The sequence below is a fragment of the Streptomyces sp. NPDC047079 genome (assembly GCF_040643755.1).
GTDB lineage: Bacteria > Actinomycetota > Actinomycetes > Streptomycetales > Streptomycetaceae > Streptomyces.
The window spans coordinates 136,298-148,637 of the sequence record NZ_JBEYUZ010000013.1 but is presented as its reverse complement, the minus strand read 5'-3'; the positions used below and the strand labels follow the sequence as shown (position 1 = coordinate 148,637).

The following is a 12,340-nucleotide window of genomic DNA, read 5'->3' as shown; positions in this document are numbered from 1 at the left end:
GGATGAGGTTTGCGGCGTCAGGACGAGGGGGTCTCCGCCTCGTCGGCCGGAGGGCTGGCCTCGTCCGTGGACGTCGGGCGCAGGAAGAGGAATTCTTCGAGGGCGGACATACCGAAGAGGAAGGCCATCATCAGGACCGGCGCGAGGAGGGCAAGCAGGATCATCACAGGACCTCCCGTGGGTGGTCGGCCTGTGCGGCCTGGTGTGGTGTGCCGTTTCAGGATGCGGCCGAATGGCGGAACGCGCATGTCGTGGCGCCCGCCGCGGGGCCGTTCCGCCCGAGCACCGGAGCCCGGCTGCCTCGCCGTCACCCTCGGTGAGGACCGGGGGAACGTCGCTGGTGAGCGGCCACGCGCGGCAGCCGGGCCCGAAATGACGTCCTCGCCTGGGGGCGCGGGGACTCCGGCCCGTGGGTGCAAGAACACGCCCGGTGCGCTACGGCGGGCGCCCGGCCGCCGGAGAGCATCTCCCGGATGTCGGTGTAGATCGAGGTGCCGGGCGACTTGGTCTGGGCGAGCAGCTCGCACAGCCCGTCGCCGGCCACGACGGTGGCGATGTCGGGGTGGGCGAGCGGCGCCTAGGGAGTTTCGCAGCCGAAGACGATGCCGGTGGGCGTCAGTGTGTACAGCAGAGACTTGATGCCCATCTGGCCCCGGATCAGCGCAAGTTCCTCGCGCCGGCCGTCCAAGACGCCGAAGGCGAACATGCCGTTGCGGGGGCGCACCGGGCCCGGTGGGTCCGGTCCCGGGGGATCCCGCCGCGGGGCGCAACGTCGTTGCAACGTGTCTCGCGCTGGAATGGGCACGTGACCATGGACATGATCCCGCGCGTGGAGCTGACCCCTGTGGCCGCCGAGCTGGTGCGGCGCCTGCGGGAGGCCCACGGTCCGCTGATGTTCCACCAGTCCGGCGGCTGTTGCGACGGCAGCGCCCCGATGTGCTACCCGAAGGGCGAGTTCCGCACCGGCGGCTCCGACGTGCTGCTCGCGGAGCTGGAGGTCGACGGAGTCGACGAACCGGTGGGTTTCTGGATGTCGAGGAGCCAGTACGAGGTGTGGAGCCATACCCGGCTGATCGTCGACGTCGTGGCCGGCCGCGGCAGCGGCTTCTCCCTGGAAGCACCCGAAGGAGTGCGTTTTCTCATCCGTTCCCGCGTCGTAGACGCCTGAACACCCCGCGTGACACCGCGGTCTGGTGCACTTCCCCTGATTGCTACGCACGTTGACGAGACATCAGGGGGAAGCATGGCGCCTCGTGACAGACGGCTCAGAACACTACTGACGGTCCTCGTGGCATGGAGCGCGCTGGCCGGTGCGGCCCTTGTGGGGGCGGCGCCGGCCAGCGGTGTGCCGGGCGCCCGGACGATCGCTCCCGGAGTCCTGTACAGCCAGTTCGACATCGCCGCGGCCCGTGGCACGGCACACGCGCACCTTCTCACCGTCGACCTGCGGGATCCCCGTGTGCGCGTCGACCTGCTGTACCCGGGCACCGTCGCCGCCCGGGCCACCGTCTCCCGGCTCGCCGCCGCGCGGGGCGCGTTCGCGGGGATCAACGGCGACTTCTTCGACATCTCCGAGACCCAGCACCCGGGGGTGGAGGCCACCGGCTCCAGCGACGGGCCGGCGATCGCGGGTGCGCGCGTGCTCAAGGCCGCCGTGCCGAACGGGCAGCGCTTCGGGCCCCGTCTGCCGCCGGGCGCCGATACCAAGGACGTGCTCGGGGTGGGTACCGACCGCACGGCCCGCCTGGACCGGCTGTCCCTGGACGGCTCCGTGCGCACGGCTCACGGGCGGCTGGCGCTGCGCGGGCTCAACCAGTACGCGCTGCCGAAGGGTTCGATCGGGGCGTACACCTCGGACTGGGGCAGTGCCTCGCGGATGCGGGCGGTCTGCGGGACCGACACCGACCGGGGCGCGCCGTGCAGCACGGACACTTACGAGGTGACGGTCAGCAACGGCCGGGTCGTGGCCACCTCCGACAGGCCCGGTGGCGGCCCCGTCGCCGTCGGCACCACGGTGCTGGTCGGCCGGGAGGCGGGGGCCCGGCATCTGCGCGAGCTGTACCAGGGCGAGCCGGTCCAGGTGAGCCGCCGCCTGGTGGCCGCCTCGTCCGGAGTCCCGTACCGCTTCGCCATCGGCGGCTTCCCCGTGCTGCGGCACGGCGTGCCGTCGGCCGGTCTCGACAACGCGACATCCGCCGTGCGCACCGCGGTGGGCATCGAGGACGGCGGCCGGCGTCTGCTGCTGCTCGCGCTCGACGGTGCGGCCGCCTACCGCAGCGGTCTCACCCTCGCCGAACTCGCCTCCACGCTACGGAGGCTGGGCGCCGCCGACGGCTTCAACCTGGACGGCGGCGGCTCCTCGACACTGGTCGCCCGGCAGGAGGGCGCGAGCGCGGTGACCGTGCGCAACCACCCCAGCGGGGGCGTCGAACGCCCGGTGCCCAACGGGATCGGGGTGTTCCCCGCTTACTGACGGCCGCCTCCTGAGGGTTGCCTTCGGACGGCCGCCTTGACGGTCAGGGACGCAGGTTGCTGACGATCTGCGCCGTCGCCGCGAGGCCCTGGTGGAGCGTCGGGGCCATGCTGGAGCTGGCCAGGAAGAAGCCGAGCAGTATGCAGATCAGGGCATGGGAGATCTTCAGCGCGCCGTTGCGGATGAAGATCACCATAATCATCAGGAGCAGCAGCACCACAGAGATGGAAACGGCCATCGTCAGCCTCCTTCGCCACGCCCACTTCGCGGCTGTCGGCCGCAAGTGTGGCGTAGCGAAGGGTCCGTCCGGGCGGCTGACGTGTCCCCCGAACGTGTGGTTCTACGGCCGCTCGTGAAAGGACCCTCGCCTGGGGCCCGCCGCCGGGAGGGGGAGCGACGGGCCCGTTCGCCGGCCGTCTACAACGGGGCGCGCAGATCGACCAGTTCGGCCAGTGCCGCACGGTGACGGCCGGCGGTCCCGTACGCGATCGCATCCGCCTTCGCCCGTTTCAGGTACAGATGGACCGGGTGCTCCCAGGTCATACCGATCCCGCCGTGCAACTGGAGGGCCTCCTCGGCGGCGTGGACGGCGACGGGACCCGCGTAGGCCTGGGCCACGGCGACCGTCACCTCGGCGTCCTCACCGGTTGCCAGGGCGTCGGCCGCGCCCCGGGCGGCGGCGCGCAGACTGACGACCTCCAGCCACAGCTGGGCGAGCCGGTGCTTGAGCGCCTGGAAGCCGCCGACGGGCCGGTTGAACTGCTTTCGCTCCTTGAGATGGCGGACCGTCTCGGTCAAGGTCCAGTCGGCGAGGCCGAGTTGCTCGGAGGCGAGCAGCCCGGCCCCGGCGCGCAGAGCGCGTCGTACGGCGGGTGCTGCGTCGCCGATGCGGCGTCCCGGAGCCCCGTCGAACGTGATGGTGGCGACCGGCCGGGTCAGGTCCAGGGACACCCGAGGGGTGACCGTCACGGTGTCGGCGTCGGCGTCTACGGCGTAGAGGCCGCCGTCCTCGGCCGGCACCAGCAGCACGTCCGCCGCCGCGGCATCCGCGATCCCGGTCAGCTTCCCGTGCAGGGCGCCGCTTTCCTGTCGTACGGCTGTGAACGCGCCGCCGGGCGCGATGTGCAGCCCGACCGCGAGGACGCCGATGGTCCGCCCGGAGGCGAGCCGCGCGAGCAGTTCGCCGTCCCCGCACGCGAGCAAGGCCTCCGTGGCCACCACCGCGCTGCTCAGATACGGCACGGGGGCGACCGCCCGGCCCAACTCCTCGAGGACGACGGCGGCTTCGCGGTGCGAGGCACCCTGACCGCCCAGCTCCTCGGGCACCAGCAGCCCCGCCAGGCCCATGGTGTCCGCGAGCGACTTCCACAGGGCGAGGTCGTGCGGGGCGTCCGACTCGGTGCGGGCGATCACACCGGCCGGGTCACAGTGGTCCGTGAGGAGGTCACGCACGGCGGCGCGGAGCGCCTCTTCCTCCTCCGAGTAGAGCAGGTCGGTCATCGGGCGAGGTCCTTCCACGCGACGTCCTTGTCGGTGCGCGGCTCGGCGGGCAGGCCCAGGACGCGCTCGGCTACGATGTTCAGCAGGATCTCGCTGGTCCCGCCCTCGATGCTGTTGCCCTTGGCGCGCAGATAGCGGTAGCCGGCGTCGCGGCCGGTGAAGTCGACGAGTTCGGGCCGCCGCAGGGTCCAGTCGTCGTACAGCAGGCCTTCCTCGCCGAGGAGTTCGACCTCCAGGCCGCTGATCTCCTGGTTGAGGCGGGCGAAGGCGAGCTTCATGCCGGAGCCCTCGGGGCCGGGCTGCCCCGCGGACAGCTGCTGGCGCAGCCGCTCGCCGGTGAGCCGGACGACCTCCGCCTCCACCCACAGCGTCAGCAGCCGCTGGTGCAGGTCGTGGGTGCGCAGTTCGGGACGCTCGCGCCAGGTCCTCGCGACCGGGCCGATCATGCCGCCCTCGCGCGGGATCCGCATGCCGCCGATGGACACGCGCTCGTTCATCAGCGTGGTCTGCGCGACGCGCCAGCCGTCGCCGATCCCGCCGAGGCGGCGGGCGTCGGGGATGCGGACGTCGGTGAGGAAGACCTCGTTGAACTCGGCCTCTCCGGTGATCTGCCGCAGGGGCCGGACCTCGACGCCGGGGTCGGTCATGTCGCAGAGGAAGTACGTGATGCCCTGGTGCTTGGGCGCGTCCGGATCCGTGCGAGCGATGAGGATGGCCCAGCGGGCGAGGTGGGCGCTGGAGGTCCACACCTTCTGCCCGTTGACCACCCAGTCCCCCGTGTCGTCCCGGACGGCCCGGGTGCCGAGCGCCGCGAGGTCGGAGCCCGCGCCCGGTTCGCTGAACAGCTGGCACCACACCTCCTCGCCCGTCCACAGCGGCCTGAGGTAGCGCCGCTTCTGTTCCTCGGTGCCGTAGCGGAGGATCGTCGGCGCGGCCATGCCGAGGCCGATGCCGATGCGCCGCGGGTCGTTGTCGGGCGCGCCCGCGGACTGGAGTTCGGCGTCGACGACCGCCTGGAGCGAGCGCGGGGCGCCGAGGCCGCCGAGGCCCTCCGGGTAGTGCACCCAGGCCAGTCCGGCGTCGAAACGGGCCCGCAGGAAGTCGAGACGGCCGGTCGAGGCGGGTGGGTGCGCGGCCAGCAACTCCCGTGTGCGGAGACGCAGTTCGGCTGCGTCGGTCATGCTGCGGCTCCGTTCTGCGGTACGACGGCGATCCGGCCGGTGGTGACGCCGTCGGCGACGCGCTGCACGGCGTCCGCGGCCGCGCCCAGCGGCACCCTCTCGCTCACGAGGGGCTTGATGGCGCCCTGCGCGGCCAGTTCCGTGAGCTGCTCGTGGCAGTTCTGGACGAGCTTCGGGTTCTTGGTGTTGTACAGGCCCCAGTGCAGACCGAGGATGGAGTAGTTCTTGACGAGGGCGTGGTTGAGGGCGGGGCTGGGGATGGAGCCGCTGGCGAAGCCGACGACGACGATCCGCCCCTCGAAGGCGACGGCTTTCGCGGACTGCGCGTAGGCCTCCCCGCCCACCGGGTCGTAGATCACGTCGGCGCCCCGCCCGCCGGTGGCCTCCTTCACGGCGGCGATGACGTCCTCGGCGCGGCGGTCGATCACGATGTCACAGCCCAGTTCGCGGGCCACGGCGGCCTTCTCGGCGCCGCCGACGACACCGATGACGGTGGCGCCCGCGGCCTTGCCGAGCTGTACGGCCGCGCTGCCGACGCCTCCGGCGGCGGCGTGGACGAGAAGCGTCTCCCCGGCCTGGAGGGCGGCCCGGCGGTGCAGGGCGAACCAGCCCGTCTGGTAGCCGATGTGCAGGGCCGCGGCCTCGGCGTCGTCGAGGGCCTCGGGCGCGGGCAGGACGGCCGCGGCATCGGCGACGGCGTACTCGGCGAAGCCCCCGTAAGGCAGGGCCGGGTTGGCGATGACCCGCCGTCCGTCCTCGGTCTCGGCGCAGATCTCCACACCCGGTGTGAACGGCAGCGGCGGCCTGACCTGGTACTGGCCGCGGCACAGCAGCGCGTCGGGGAAGTTGATGTTCGCGGCCCGCACCTTCAGCAGGACCTGGCCGTCGCCGGGCGTGGGCGGCTCCACCTCCGTCAGCCGCATCACCTCGCTCGGCTCGCCGTTCTCGTGCACTTGCCATGCCTGCATGCGCGGCCTCCAGGGGGCTGTGCGGGTCGTGTCCGCCTGATCGGTTCGGTCGCATACTAAGCGGTCGCTTGTCGATCAGGGAACAGTCGGATGCGTCACGGCCGGCGGGGCCGCGCTCTTACGTGCATGCGCTCGCCCTGCGGCCCGAACAGGCTGAGGAACTCCACCGGCCCTTCACCGGTCGACCCGAACCAGTGCGGCACCCGGGTGTCGAACTCGGCGGCCTCGCCGGGCGCCAGCACCACGTCATGCTCTCCCAGCACGAGCCGGAGCCGGCCGGAGAGCACATACAGCCACTCGTAGCCCTCATGCGTCCGCAGGTCCGGTTCGAGCTTCCGCTTCGGTTCGAGCACCTTGAAGGCCTGGAGTCCGCCGGGCTGGCGGGTGAGCGGCCAGTGGGTGCGGCCATGGCGGACGATCGGCTTCCCGCGCACCCGCGGATCCCGGACCGGCGGAGCGCCGACCAGTTCGTCCAGCGGCACCTCGTGTGCCTGCGCGATCGGCAGCAGCAGCTCCAGGCTGGGCCTGCGCAGGCCCGACTCCAGGCGCGAGAGCGTGCTGACGGAGATGCCGGTCGTCTCCGACAGCTCCGCGAGAGTCACCTCCCGCTCCTTCCGCAGCCGCCGCAGCCTCGGGCCCACGCCCGCGAGAACCTCGTCCGTACCCATGGGACTCATTGCAGTTTCGGCAAACATGTTTGTCAATGCCGCAGCGGCCGGTCCACTGTTCCGGCGGAGGTGGTCACCATGACCGAGCAGGACACCGCACAGTACGCGGGGAAGGACACCGGGACGTACGAGGTGGTCGTCGTCGGAGGCGGGGCGGCCGGACTGTCGGCGGCCCTGGTCCTCGGCCGGGCACGGCGTCACACGCTCGTCGTCGACGCGGGCGAGCCACGCAACGCGCCCGCCGCGCACATGCAGGGCTATCTGTCCCGGGACGGCATGCCGCCGGCCGAGTTCCTCGCGGCCGGCCGTGGGGAGATCGCGCGCTACGGCGTGGAGCTGGTCCGGGACCGCGCGGTGGACGCAGTACGGGACGCGGACGGCGAGTTCGACGTGACGCTCGCGGGCGGGCGGCCGGTGCACGCCCGGCACCTGGTGGTCGCGACCGGTCTGCGGGACGAACTGCCCTCGGTGCCCGGGGTGGCCGAGCGATTCGGACGCGATGTGCTGCACTGCCCTTACTGCCACGGCTGGGAGGTGCGCGACCGTCCCTTCGGTGTGCTGGCGACGAGCCCGCAGAGCGTGCACCAGGCGCTGATGGTCTCCCAGTGGTCGAAGGACGTGACCCTGTTCCTGCACACGGTCGCCGAGGAGGAGCTGTCCGACCAGGACCTGCGCAGGCTCGCGGCGGCCGGGGTCGGCCTGGTCCCCGGCGAGGTCGCGGGGCTGGTGACCGAGGGGGACCGGCTCACCGGGGTCCGGCTCGCGGACGGGACGGTCCACGACCGCTCCGTGCTGTTCGTCGCGCCTCGTCCCGTCCCCCGCACCCGCCTGCTCGAGCGACTGGGCGCCGAGCTGAGCGACACCCCGTTCGGCCGGTACCCGGTGGTCGACGAGCGGGGGCTGACGACCGTGCCCGGACTATGGGCGGCGGGCAATGCCGGCGGCTTCGCCGAGCAGGTCGTCAACGCGGCCAGCCGCGGGTACCGCGCGGGGGCCGCGATCAACGGGGAACTGCTCATGGCGGACCTGGACGCGGCCGCAGGGGTGTAGACCGGCCGTCGGCGGTGCACCATGACTGCATGCTCTTCGCCCGGCTGGCCCGTGTGTCCCAGGAGGTCGCCGCCACGTCGGCCCGGTCCCGGAAGATCGCACTGCTCGGCGGGCTGTTCCGGGACGCCGACGCGGACGACGTACCGATCGTCATCCCGTATCTGGCGGGGCGGCTGCCGCAAGGGCGGCTCGGCATCGGCTGGAAGCTCCTCGGGCAGCGGATCGAGCCCGCCGCCGAGCCGACTCTCACCGTGCGGGACGTGGACGCCCGGTTGAGCGGGATCGGCGCCGTCACCGGCACCGGTTCCCAGGCCGAGCGCAAGCGGCTGGTGGGCGAGTTGCTGGCCGCGGCCACCGCGGACGAGCAGCGGTTCCTGACCGGGCTGCTGACCGGGGAGGTGCGGCAGGGGGCGCTGGACGCCCTGGCCGTGGAGGGGCTGGCCGAGGCGACGGGGGCCGATGCGACCCAGGTACGGCGGGCCGTCATGCTCGCCGGATCGCTCCAGACCGTGGCGCGGGCCCTGCTGGCCGACGGCCCGGCGGCCCTCGGCGCCTTCCGGCTCACCGTCGGCCGGCCCGTGCAGCCGATGCTCGCGCACACCGCGTCGTCCGTAGCCGAGGCCGTCGGGAAGCTCGGCGCGTGCGCCGTCGAGGAGAAGCTCGACGGTATCCGCGTGCAGGTCCACCGGGACGGCGACGCGGTACGGATCCACACCCGCACCCTCGACGACATCACCGACCGGCTGCCGGAGATCACCGCCGCCGCCCGCGAGCTGGCGGGCGAGCGGTTCATCCTGGACGGCGAGGTCATCGCGCTGGAGGAGAACGGACGGCCGCGGTCCTTCCAGGAGACCGCCGGGCGGGTGGGCTCCCGGCTGGACGTGGCGACCGCCGCCGCGGCCGTCCCCGTCTCCCCGGTCTTCTTCGACGCTCTGTCGGTGGACGGCCGGGACCTGCTGGACCTGCCCTTCACCGACCGTCATGCGGAGCTGGCCCGGCTCGTACCGGAGCCGATGCGGGTGCGGCGCACGCTGGTGATGGGGCCCGAGGACGTGGCCGCCGCGGAGGGCTTCCTCACCGAGACCCTGGCCCGAGGCCATGAGGGCGTGGTGGTCAAGGCACTCGACGCCCCCTACAGCGCGGGCCGGCGCGGCGCCTCCTGGCTCAAGGTCAAGCCTGTGCACACCCTCGACCTCGTGGTGCTGGCCGCCGAGCGGGGGCACGGCCGCCGCACCGGCAAGCTGTCCAATCTGCACTTGGGCGCCCGCGCCCCGGACGGCTCCTTCGTGATGCTCGGCAAGACGTTCAAGGGCATGACGGACACGATGCTCGCCTGGCAGACCGAGCGTCTGAGGGAACTGGCGGTGGACGACGACGGCTGGGTGGTGACGGTGCGCCCCGAACTGGTCGTCGAGATCGCCTACGACGGACTCCAGCGGTCCAGCCGCTACCCGGCCGGTATCACCCTGCGCTTCGCCCGGGTCGTGCGCTACCGCGAGGACAAGCGGCCCGAGGAGGCGGATACGCTGGAGACGCTGCTGGCCGCCCACCCCGACGTGGCGCCATGAGCGGGGCTACCAGGCGCAGCGCCGGTCTGCTGTTGTTCCGGCACACCGATCACGGTCTGGAAGTCCTGCTGGGCCATATGGGCGGCCCGTTCTTCGTCCGCCGCGAGGCCGGCGCGTGGACCGTGCCCAAGGGCGAGCACGAGCCGGACGAGCCCTCCTGGGAAGCCGCGCGCCGCGAGTTCCGGGAGGAGCTGGGGCTGCCGCCGCCCGACGGAGAGGCCGTGCCGCTCGGCGAGGTCCGGCAGTCGGGCGGCAAGGTGGTCACGGCCTGGGCGGTCGAGGCGGACCTCGACCCGGCTGCGGTCGTCCCGGGCACCTTCACGATGGAGTGGCCGCCGCGCTCGGGGCGCCTGGAGGAGTTCCCCGAGCTGGACCGCGTGCAGTGGTTCGGCCTCGACCGGGCCCGCGAGGTGATCGTGAAGGCACAGGCCGCGTTTCTCGACCGGCTCGCGGAGCACTCGGGTTGACAAGCACGCCGCGTTGCGGTTGCCGCCGCCGCGCGGGAAGGTCGAAGCACAGCCTGTTCCCAGGAGGTCAGCCATGCCCATCGCCACCGTCAATCCGGCGACCGGCGAGACGCTCGAGACGTACGACGCCCTGGGCGAGGAAGAGATCGAGCGCAGGCTCGCCGCCGCCGAGGCCGCGTTCCGTACCCATCGCACGACCACGTTCGCCGAACGGGCCCTGCGCATGCGCAAGGCGGCCGATCTGCTCGAAGAGGACCAGGAGCACATCGCCCGGGTGATGACCACCGAGATGGGCAAGCCGATCAAGCAGGCCCGCGTGGAGGCCGCGAAGTGCGCCAAGGCGATGCGCTGGTACGCGGAGCACGCCGAGGAGCTGCTCGCCGACGAGGAGCCCGCCGAGTACGACGTGAAGGACTCGGGCGCCTCCTGGGTGATCGTGCGCTACCGGCCGCTCGGCCCGGTCCTCGCCGTGATGCCGTGGAACTTCCCGCTGTGGCAGGTGGTCCGCTTCGCCGCGCCCGCCCTGATGGCGGGCAACGTGGGGCTGCTCAAGCACGCCTCCAATGTCCCGCAGACAGCGCTCTACCTGGAGGATCTGTTCCGCCGGGCGGGCTTCGCCGAGGGCTGTTTCCAGACCCTGCTCATCGGCTCGGGGGCGGTGGAGAAGATCCTGCGTGACCCGAGGGTCAAGGCCGCGACGCTCACCGGCAGCGAACCGGCGGGCCGGTCGGTGGCCTCGGTCGCCGGGGACGAGATCAAGAAGACGGTCCTGGAGCTGGGCGGCAGCGACCCGTTCATCGTGATGCCGTCCGCGGACGTGGAACGGGCCGCCGAGGTGGCGGTGACGGCCCGGGTGCAGAACAACGGGCAGTCGTGCATCGCCGCGAAACGGTTCATCGTGCACAGCGATGTGTTCGACGCGTTCACGGAACGGTTCACCGCCCGGATGCGGGCGCTGACGATCGGCGACCCGATGGAGGAGGAGACGGAGGTCGGTCCGCTCTCCAGCGAGCAGGGCCGCGCCGATCTGGAGGAACTGGTCGAGGACGCGGTCGGCAAGGGCGCGCGGGTGCTGTGCGGCGGCGAGCGCCCGGACCGTCCCGGCTGGTACTACCCGCCGACCGTCCTCGCCGAGATCACCTCCGCGATGCGCATCCACCGCGAGGAGGCCTTCGGCCCGGTCGCCACGCTCTACCGGGCGGCCGACATCGACGAGGCCGTGGCGATCGCGAACGACTCGCCGTTCGGGCTGAGCTCGAACGTGTGGACGCACAACGGCACCGAGGTGGACCGTTTCGTCCAGGACCTCGAGGCCGGTGGTGTGTACATCAACGGTATGACGGCGTCCCACCCCGCGTTTCCGTTCGGCGGGGTCAAACGCTCCGGCTACGGCCGCGAGCTGTCCGGGCACGGAATCCGCGAGTTCTGCAACATCACCACCGTATGGCACGGGGCGTGAGCGTTCCGCGGCTACGATCCCTGGTGTGAACCGCGAAGTGACCCTGCCTCTGATCGTCGACGACCGCGGCACGTTGCAGGTGGCGGCCGCGGACGTCAGCAAGCTGCTGCGCACGGTGGGCGGCCGGTGGCTGCGACTCGTCGAGGCCGGCGAGGACGGGCTGGACGAGGACACCGTGGCCGCGCTGACCATCGAGCTGGCCAAGCTGGCGGACCGCATCGATGTGGCGTGCATCGCCCACAGCAGCGGTTCGCTCCGCTAGGGACGCAGGGGACCGATCAGACCCGCGCGTCCAGCTCCCACAGAGCGTGCCAGAACTGCGTCTCGTATCCCTGGAGCAGCCGGCCGTAGCGGTGTGCGCGGGCCTCGTCCAGGCGGCCGGAGTCCAGGCCTTCCCGCACCGCCTCCTCGGCCCTGCGGTCCAGGTCCGGTGACGGCTCGGCGAAGAAGTCGAAGAAGGCGCAGGCCGTGTCGTCGAAGCCGTAGTGGCGGCGCAGCGCCTGCGCGATCGACGCGCAGTAACCGCCCCAGGCCGCGAAGTTGGTGCTCAGGGCCAGGACGACGTCGGACGGTTCCCCGTTCAGGGCGAGCCAGGCCACGTACGCGGCATAGCCCTGGCAGTCCGCCGGCGGCTCGTAGGTGTCCGCGGTCTCGTCGGCGTGGCAGACCGCGGCGTAGGCACCGAGACGGTCCTGTGCGACGGCTTCACCATCGGCGAGCGCGGTGAAGAACGCCTCGCACGCGGGCTCGTCCCGCGACCGCTCGGACAGATGCAGGAACGCCCGCCGGTCCGAGGCGATGACCTCGCGCTGTTCGTGGGCCAGGGCCGCGAGGGTGGCGGGCTGGGCCGCGCCCCGGGCGATCAGCGGAAGCAGCCGGTTGGCGTGCGGATCCGGGGCGAGCTTCCTGGTGGCCTCATCCAGCAGTTCCCTGGCCGTGCGCGTCATCGGCGCTCCTCCTCCTACTCGTTTCACTCACCGAGCATGACCGTAAGGTCACTGTGCGC

General features: G+C 72.2%; 15 protein-coding genes. 7 read left to right on the top strand and 8 right to left on the bottom strand.

The window, feature by feature from the left end; all coding sequences use genetic code 11:
- Positions 1 to 17: 17 nt before the first annotated feature.
- Both ABZ823_RS19150 and ABZ823_RS19145 read right to left on the bottom strand, forming a co-directional pair.
- Positions 18 to 164, bottom strand: a complete 147-nt coding sequence (locus tag ABZ823_RS19150; protein WP_361661241.1) for a hypothetical protein — start codon at positions 162 to 164, stop codon at positions 18 to 20.
- 413 nt (positions 165 to 577) lie between these two features.
- Positions 578 to 724, bottom strand: a complete 147-nt coding sequence (locus ABZ823_RS19145; RefSeq protein WP_361661238.1) for a hypothetical protein — start codon at positions 722 to 724, stop codon at positions 578 to 580.
- Between the two features lie 87 nt (positions 725 to 811).
- Between ABZ823_RS19145 and ABZ823_RS19140 the strand changes: the two genes are divergently transcribed.
- Both ABZ823_RS19140 and ABZ823_RS19135 read left to right on the top strand, forming a co-directional pair.
- A complete protein-coding gene (locus ABZ823_RS19140) occupies positions 812 to 1,168 on the top strand; it encodes a DUF779 domain-containing protein (protein ID WP_361661324.1) in 357 nt (118 codons plus the stop codon).
- Between the two features lie 75 nt (positions 1,169 to 1,243).
- Positions 1,244 to 2,473 carry a phosphodiester glycosidase family protein gene (locus ABZ823_RS19135; protein ID WP_361661235.1) on the top strand — a complete coding sequence of 410 codons (1,230 nt, stop codon included), beginning with the start codon at positions 1,244 to 1,246 and terminating at the stop codon, positions 2,471 to 2,473.
- A 43-nt stretch (positions 2,474 to 2,516) separates the two neighbouring features.
- Here ABZ823_RS19135 and ABZ823_RS19130 read toward each other — a convergent pair whose 3' ends face one another.
- The 5 genes from ABZ823_RS19130 to ABZ823_RS19110 all read right to left on the bottom strand — a co-directional run bounded on the left by ABZ823_RS19130 (position 2,517) and on the right by ABZ823_RS19110 (position 6,790).
- Positions 2,517 to 2,711 carry a hypothetical protein gene (locus ABZ823_RS19130; protein ID WP_361661232.1) on the bottom strand — a complete coding sequence of 65 codons (195 nt, stop codon included), beginning with the start codon at positions 2,709 to 2,711 and terminating at the stop codon, positions 2,517 to 2,519.
- Positions 2,712 to 2,890: 179 nt separating this feature from the next.
- Positions 2,891 to 3,973, bottom strand: coding sequence for an acyl-CoA dehydrogenase family protein (locus ABZ823_RS19125; RefSeq protein ID WP_361661230.1), 1,083 nt, complete (start codon positions 3,971 to 3,973; stop codon positions 2,891 to 2,893).
- The gene (locus ABZ823_RS19120) at positions 3,970 to 5,154 is read right to left on the bottom strand and encodes an acyl-CoA dehydrogenase family protein (protein WP_361661227.1); all 1,185 of its coding nucleotides are present in this window, start codon (positions 5,152 to 5,154) and stop codon (positions 3,970 to 3,972) included. Before ABZ823_RS19120 ends, ABZ823_RS19125 begins: the two co-directional genes overlap by 4 nt.
- Entirely contained in the window at positions 5,151 to 6,122 is a 972-nt protein-coding gene (locus tag ABZ823_RS19115) for an NADPH:quinone oxidoreductase family protein (RefSeq protein WP_361661224.1), read from the bottom strand. The genes ABZ823_RS19120 and ABZ823_RS19115 overlap by 4 nt, the downstream gene beginning before the upstream one ends.
- A gap of 95 nt (positions 6,123 to 6,217) precedes the next feature.
- Positions 6,218 to 6,790, bottom strand: coding sequence for an XRE family transcriptional regulator (locus tag ABZ823_RS19110; RefSeq protein WP_361661221.1), 573 nt, complete (start codon positions 6,788 to 6,790; stop codon positions 6,218 to 6,220).
- Between the two features lie 78 nt (positions 6,791 to 6,868).
- On the opposite strand from ABZ823_RS19110, the gene ABZ823_RS19105 reads away from it, so the two are divergent.
- The 5 genes from ABZ823_RS19105 to ABZ823_RS19085 all read left to right on the top strand — a co-directional run bounded on the left by ABZ823_RS19105 (position 6,869) and on the right by ABZ823_RS19085 (position 11,596).
- Positions 6,869 to 7,840: an NAD(P)/FAD-dependent oxidoreductase gene (locus tag ABZ823_RS19105; protein ID WP_361661217.1), complete on the top strand. Its 972-nt coding sequence runs from the start codon at positions 6,869 to 6,871 to the stop codon at positions 7,838 to 7,840.
- Between the two features lie 29 nt (positions 7,841 to 7,869).
- Positions 7,870 to 9,408 carry an ATP-dependent DNA ligase gene (locus ABZ823_RS19100; RefSeq protein WP_361661214.1) on the top strand — a complete coding sequence of 513 codons (1,539 nt, stop codon included), beginning with the start codon at positions 7,870 to 7,872 and terminating at the stop codon, positions 9,406 to 9,408.
- Positions 9,405 to 9,875: an NUDIX domain-containing protein gene (locus ABZ823_RS19095; RefSeq protein ID WP_361661211.1), complete on the top strand. Its 471-nt coding sequence runs from the start codon at positions 9,405 to 9,407 to the stop codon at positions 9,873 to 9,875. The genes ABZ823_RS19100 and ABZ823_RS19095 overlap by 4 nt, the downstream gene beginning before the upstream one ends.
- Positions 9,876 to 9,948: 73 nt before the next feature.
- A complete protein-coding gene (locus tag ABZ823_RS19090; protein ID WP_361661208.1) occupies positions 9,949 to 11,334 on the top strand; it encodes an NADP-dependent succinic semialdehyde dehydrogenase in 1,386 nt (461 codons plus the stop codon).
- A 25-nt stretch (positions 11,335 to 11,359) separates the two neighbouring features.
- The gene (locus tag ABZ823_RS19085; protein WP_234516374.1) at positions 11,360 to 11,596 is read left to right on the top strand and encodes a DUF6213 family protein; all 237 of its coding nucleotides are present in this window, start codon (positions 11,360 to 11,362) and stop codon (positions 11,594 to 11,596) included.
- Between the two features lie 16 nt (positions 11,597 to 11,612).
- On the opposite strand, the gene ABZ823_RS19080 is transcribed toward ABZ823_RS19085, so the two are convergent.
- Positions 11,613 to 12,281, bottom strand: coding sequence for a transcriptional regulator (locus tag ABZ823_RS19080; RefSeq protein ID WP_361661204.1), 669 nt, complete (start codon positions 12,279 to 12,281; stop codon positions 11,613 to 11,615).
- Between the last annotated feature and the right edge of the window lie 59 nt (positions 12,282 to 12,340).

Bases quoted from the DNA above. Each gene is read 5' to 3' on its own strand.
- ABZ823_RS19150 (WP_361661241.1), bottom strand. From the start codon at position 164: ATGATCCTGCTTGCCCTCCTCGCGCCGGTCCTGATGATGGCCTTCCTC.
- ABZ823_RS19140 (WP_361661324.1), top strand. From the start codon at position 812: ATGGACATGATCCCGCGCGTGGAGCTGACCCCTGTGGCCGCCGAGCTG.
- ABZ823_RS19135 (WP_361661235.1), top strand. From the start codon at position 1,244: ATGGCGCCTCGTGACAGACGGCTCAGAACACTACTGACGGTCCTCGTG.
- ABZ823_RS19130 (WP_361661232.1), bottom strand. From the start codon at position 2,711: ATGGCCGTTTCCATCTCTGTGGTGCTGCTGCTCCTGATGATTATGGTG.
- ABZ823_RS19125 (WP_361661230.1), bottom strand. From the start codon at position 3,973: ATGACCGACCTGCTCTACTCGGAGGAGGAAGAGGCGCTCCGCGCCGCC.
- ABZ823_RS19120 (WP_361661227.1), bottom strand. From the start codon at position 5,154: ATGACCGACGCAGCCGAACTGCGTCTCCGCACACGGGAGTTGCTGGCC.
- ABZ823_RS19115 (WP_361661224.1), bottom strand. From the start codon at position 6,122: ATGCAGGCATGGCAAGTGCACGAGAACGGCGAGCCGAGCGAGGTGATG.
- ABZ823_RS19110 (WP_361661221.1), bottom strand. From the start codon at position 6,790: ATGGGTACGGACGAGGTTCTCGCGGGCGTGGGCCCGAGGCTGCGGCGG.
- ABZ823_RS19105 (WP_361661217.1), top strand. From the start codon at position 6,869: ATGACCGAGCAGGACACCGCACAGTACGCGGGGAAGGACACCGGGACG.
- ABZ823_RS19100 (WP_361661214.1), top strand. From the start codon at position 7,870: ATGCTCTTCGCCCGGCTGGCCCGTGTGTCCCAGGAGGTCGCCGCCACG.
- ABZ823_RS19095 (WP_361661211.1), top strand. From the start codon at position 9,405: ATGAGCGGGGCTACCAGGCGCAGCGCCGGTCTGCTGTTGTTCCGGCAC.
- ABZ823_RS19090 (WP_361661208.1), top strand. From the start codon at position 9,949: ATGCCCATCGCCACCGTCAATCCGGCGACCGGCGAGACGCTCGAGACG.
- ABZ823_RS19080 (WP_361661204.1), bottom strand. From the start codon at position 12,281: ATGACGCGCACGGCCAGGGAACTGCTGGATGAGGCCACCAGGAAGCTC.